4 protein-coding genes are annotated in these 4,746 nt (G+C 50.1%); 3 read left to right on the forward strand and 1 reads right to left on the reverse strand.

The features are described 5' to 3' along the window. The first annotated feature begins 130 nt into the window (after positions 1 to 130). Complete coding sequence (locus tag AC1WIP_RS11570; protein WP_481141973.1) at positions 131 to 853, forward strand: ATP-binding cassette domain-containing protein; 723 nt, start codon at positions 131 to 133, stop codon at positions 851 to 853. A gap of 36 nt (positions 854 to 889) precedes the next feature. Then, positions 890 to 1,807 carry a SufB/SufD family protein gene (locus tag AC1WIP_RS11575; protein ID WP_318707943.1) on the forward strand — a complete coding sequence of 306 codons (918 nt, stop codon included), beginning with the start codon at positions 890 to 892 and terminating at the stop codon, positions 1,805 to 1,807. A 17-nt stretch (positions 1,808 to 1,824) separates the two neighbouring features. Here AC1WIP_RS11575 and AC1WIP_RS11580 read toward each other — a convergent pair whose 3' ends face one another. Further along, positions 1,825 to 2,112, reverse strand: coding sequence for an HPr family phosphocarrier protein (locus AC1WIP_RS11580; protein WP_481141974.1), 288 nt, complete (start codon positions 2,110 to 2,112; stop codon positions 1,825 to 1,827). A 145-nt stretch (positions 2,113 to 2,257) separates the two neighbouring features. On the opposite strand from AC1WIP_RS11580, the gene nifJ reads away from it, so the two are divergent. Next, positions 2,258 to 4,746 (forward strand): pyruvate:ferredoxin (flavodoxin) oxidoreductase (gene nifJ, locus AC1WIP_RS11585; protein WP_481141975.1); only part of this gene is annotated, 2,489 nt, incomplete at its 3' end.

Here is a 4,746-nt window from a genome sequence, read left to right on the forward strand (position 1 = left end):
CTTACAAAAATAGTATAGATTTTTCCCATTTTGTGCTATACTGTAAAAATAAAGCCTGCAGACAATGTTTTGTAATGCAGAAAGTACTCTGCAATGCGCACAGCGTTCTGCAAGAATAAGGAGGAAAAATATGTTAGAGTTACAGGATGTCTCTTTTCAGGTCCCGGGGGATACCTCCGGCCAGAAAGAGATCATTAAAAGCATAAACCTGAAGTTCCAGGACCACACCTTTACAGCCATCACAGGGCCCAACGGCGGGGGAAAATCCACCCTGGCCAAGCTTATTATGGGCATTGAAAAGCCTACTTCAGGAAAGATTCTGTTTCAGGGCACGGATATCACGGAAATGGACATAACCCAGCGGGCAAAGCTGGGAATCAGCTTTGCTTTCCAGCAGCCGGTGCGTTTTAAGGGTATCCGGGTAAAAGATTTAATCACCTTAGCCGCGGGCAGCAGTCTCAGCACCTCAGGGGCCTGCGAGTATCTCTCAAAGGTTGGCTTGTGCGCCAGGGACTACATTAACCGGGAGGTGGATGCCAGTCTTTCCGGCGGCGAGCTTAAGCGTATTGAGATCGCTACCATCATCGCCCGCAACACGCCCCTTTCCGTGTTCGATGAGCCGGAGGCCGGAATTGATCTGTGGAGCTTCAGCAATCTGATCAAGGTCTTTGAGGAGCTCCACCAGACAAGCAGCAATTCTCTCATTATCATTTCCCATCAGGAGCGCATCCTGAACATTGCGGATGAGATCGTGGTCATTGCCGACGGCACCGTTCAGGCTAAAGGGCACAGGGATACCATTCTCCCGGAGCTGTTAAGGGGTACGGAAAGCTGCAAATATTATCAACAATAAAACCACACAAATAAATACACAGAAATGAGGATTTTTATGGACGAGATACAAAAAACATTATTGGAACAGGTAGCCGGTCTTCACGAGCTCCCGGAGGGAGCCTATAACATCCGGGCCAACGGAAAAAGTGTAGAGCGCAGTACCACTGCACATATTGACATCGTTACCAAGGAGGACAAACAGGGCATCGACATTATTATCAAACCGGGAACCAAACGGGAAAGTGTTCACATTCCCGTGGTTTTAAGCCAAAGCGGCCTGACCGAAATGGTTTACAACGATTTTTATGTAGGGGATGACTGTGATGTTACCATTGTAGCCGGCTGCGGCATCCACAACTGCGGCCAGCAGGACAGCCGCCATGACGGCATTCACACCTTCTACATAGGAAAAAACTCCCATGTAAAATATGTGGAAAAGCATTACGGAAGCGGGGATGGCAGAGGCGGACGGATTATGAATCCGGAAACCGTGGTTTCCCTAGGAGAAAACAGCTTTTTGGAGATGGAAACCGTACAGATAAAGGGCGTGGACTCCACCAAGCGCACCACCCGTGCAAAGCTTGCAGATCACGCAAAGATTGTTATCACTGAGCGTCTCATGACGCACGGCAGCCAAAACGCAGAGTCCTCCTTTGAGGTGGACTTAGACGGGGTGGATTCCAGTGCAAATCTGATTTCCCGCGCCGTTGCCAGAGACGACTCCAGACAGCTGTTTTTGGCAAAGATCAACGGCAACAACCGCTGCGCCGGTCATTCCGAATGCGATGCCATTATTATGGATAACGCAAAAATCAGCGCCATACCGGAAATTACTGCAAATAATCTGGATGCTGCCTTAATCCACGAAGCAGCCATCGGAAAGATTGCAGGAGATCAGATCATTAAGCTTATGACTCTGGGGCTCACCGAGGCCGAAGCTGAGGCACAAATTGTAAACGGCTTCCTGAAATAATCAGGAAGCCGTATTTCTTATAAACCAGCCATGCTTGTCCTTTTATCCGGCTCCCCTTTCACGGTAACCTGGAACTTTTTAAGGATTTCCTCCCGAAACTGGCTGTAATTATCCTCGCTGTCATAACAGCCGTACTCTATCTCAAAGGTCTCTCCCGTTTTCAGAAGCAGCATTCCCAGAATTGACTTAGCATCCGTGAGCATTTTACCTACCCTTATATCGATAGCGTCATCATACTCGCAGCACACTTCCACAAATGCGATGATGTCCTCTTCCGAACGGAAGGTAATAAAAAGCTTCTCCATTTTTTTGCCCCTTTCCATCTGTTTTTTCGACTGCTATCAGTATATTCCCACAAAAAAAACATGTCAACGAAATACCAGATTCTATACATATTTTTTACAAGAGCCGTCATTCTAATAGTATATCAACTTCAGGAGGTGGCTACTCATGCACAGACAAGAAAGAACAATGGACGGTAACCAGGCTGCTGCCCATGTAGCTTACGCATACAGTGAAATTGCTGCAATTTACCCTATCACTCCATCCTCTCCCATGGCGGAATATGCCGACGAATGGGCCTTACAGGGCCGGAAAAATATTTTCGGGCACCCCCTTTCCATCTCAGAAATGCAGTCTGAGGCCGGAGCTGCCGGAGCAGTACACGGAGCGCTGATCGCCGGGACCCTTGCGGTCACCTTTACAGCTTCCCAGGGGCTGCTGCTCATGCTCCCCAATCTCTACCGCATTGCCGGAGAACTACTGCCAGGCGTATTTCATATTGCCTCCCGAACCATCGCCACCCATGCGCTGTCCATCTTCGGCGATCACTCTGACATCTATGCCTGCCGTCAGACCGGCGCCGCTATTTTTGCGGAAAGCAGCGTACAGGAGGTCATGGATCTTTCCCCCGCCGCCCACTTAAGCGCCATCGAGGGCAGACTTCCCTTTTTAAATTTCTTTGACGGCTTCCGCACCTCCCACGAGCTGCACAAAATCAAGGTATGGGATTACGATACCTTGGACGAAATGTTGGACAGGAAGCTTGTGGAACGGTTTCGAGAGAACGCCCTGCATCCCCGCCACGGTAAAATGATGGGCTCCGCCCAGAATCCGGATATTTTTTTCCAGGCAAGAGAAGCCGCCAATCCCTTCTATGACGCGCTTCCGGAAATCGTGGAACGTTCCCTTGCAAAAATCAATGAAAGACTTGGCACCTCCTACGGTCTCTTTGATTACTATGGAGCGGAGGATGCCGTGCATGTGATCATCGCCATGGGAAGCGTATGTGAAACCATACGGGAATATCTGGATGCCTTCCCCGAAAAGAAGTACGGCCTGATCTGTGTGCATCTGTACCGCCCCTTCAGCACCCGCCACCTTTTGGACGCGATTCCTTCCTCCGTAAAGCAGATTTCCGTTTTGGACCGCACCAAGGAGCCCGGTTCCCCAGGAGAGCCTTTGTACCTGGATGTGCTTGCCGCCCTAAAAGAAGGGGGCCGGGAAAATATTTCTTTATTCTCTGGCAGATACGGTTTAAGCTCTAAAGATACTACACCCGGCCAGATTGCCGCCGTCTATGAGAACCATACAAAAAAAAGATTTACACTGGGTATCACAGATGATGTGACCCATCTCTCCCTGGACATCCCCTCTCTTCCCTCCACTTCACCAAGGGATATGATTTCCTGCAAATTCTGGGGGCTTGGAGGCGATGGCACCGTAAGCGCAACCAAAAATATTGTAAAAATTGTGGGGGATCACACGCCGTTAAAGGTACAGGGATATTTTGAATATGACTCCAAAAAATCCAGAGGCCTTACAATCTCCCATCTCCGGTTTGGGAAAAGCCCTATCCGCAGCGCCTATCTGGTTCACCAGTCCGATTTCACAGCCTGCTGCAATCCTGTTTATCTGCACAAGTACGATATGACGTCGGAGATAAAAGAAGGGGGCGCTTTTCTCATCAACTGCCCTTACAAAGAGAATGAGCTGGAGCAGTTTCTGCCCGACAGCGTAAAGGGACAGCTTGCCGCAAAGCACATCCGTCTGTTTTTAATCGACGCCATCGGTATCGGGAAGGAAATCGGACTAAACAACAAGATCAGCACGCTTCTGCAGGCCGCCTTTTTTGGGGCTTCTGGCATCCTTCCAAGAGAGCAGGCTATTGATTTCATGAAAAAAGCCGCCCGCAAAAGCTATGGCAGCAAGGGAGAAAAAATCATAAGAATGAATGATCAGGCCATTGAGCGCGGATTTGACCAGGTGCAGCAGATTACGGTGCCTGAGGGCTGGAAGCGTTTTTCAAATTCCCCTTTAAGGGTTGACAATCCTCTCCTGCCGGACCGCCCGGAGGTTTTATCCTACGTAAAAAATATCCAGCAGCCTGTCACGGACCAGAAAGGTAATTCTCTTCCGGTGTCCGCCTTTGTCCCCTACGCGGACGGCTCCTTCCCCTCCGGCAGCTCTGCCCACGAGCGCAGAAACGTAGCCACTGAGGTTCCTGTGTGGAAGCCTGAAAACTGCATCCAGTGCAACCGCTGCTCCTTCGTCTGTCCCCACGCAGTTATCCGTCCTGCTGTAATGACAGCCGCTGAAAAAGCCAAAGCGCCTCAAGGAATGCAGAGCCTTCCCATGACAGGCATGGCAGACTATTCCTTTTCCATCACTATATCCCAGACAGACTGCACCGGATGCGGCTCCTGCGCCGGCGTGTGCCCTGGAAAGCAAGGGCAGAAGGCCCTGGAGATGTGCCCAGTCCATCAGCACCAGGAAACCCAGCAGTATTTTGATTACGGCAAATCCCTCCCCGAAAAAAGGGATGCCGCTGAGAAATTTAAGACGAATACCGTAAAGGGAAGCCAGTTTTTACGTCCTCTTCTGGAATTTTCCGGAGCCTGCGCAGGCTGCGGAGAGACCCCCTATGTAAAGCTTCTGAC

This window comes from Acetatifactor sp., assembly GCF_982438285.1.

Excerpts from the sequence above, each read along its gene's own strand:
- AC1WIP_RS11570 (WP_481141973.1), top strand. The coding sequence starts at position 131 with ATGTTAGAGTTACAGGATGTCTCTTTTCAGGTCCCGGGGGATACCTCC.
- AC1WIP_RS11575 (WP_318707943.1), top strand. The coding sequence starts at position 890 with ATGGACGAGATACAAAAAACATTATTGGAACAGGTAGCCGGTCTTCAC.
- AC1WIP_RS11580 (WP_481141974.1), bottom strand. The coding sequence starts at position 2,112 with ATGGAGAAGCTTTTTATTACCTTCCGTTCGGAAGAGGACATCATCGCA.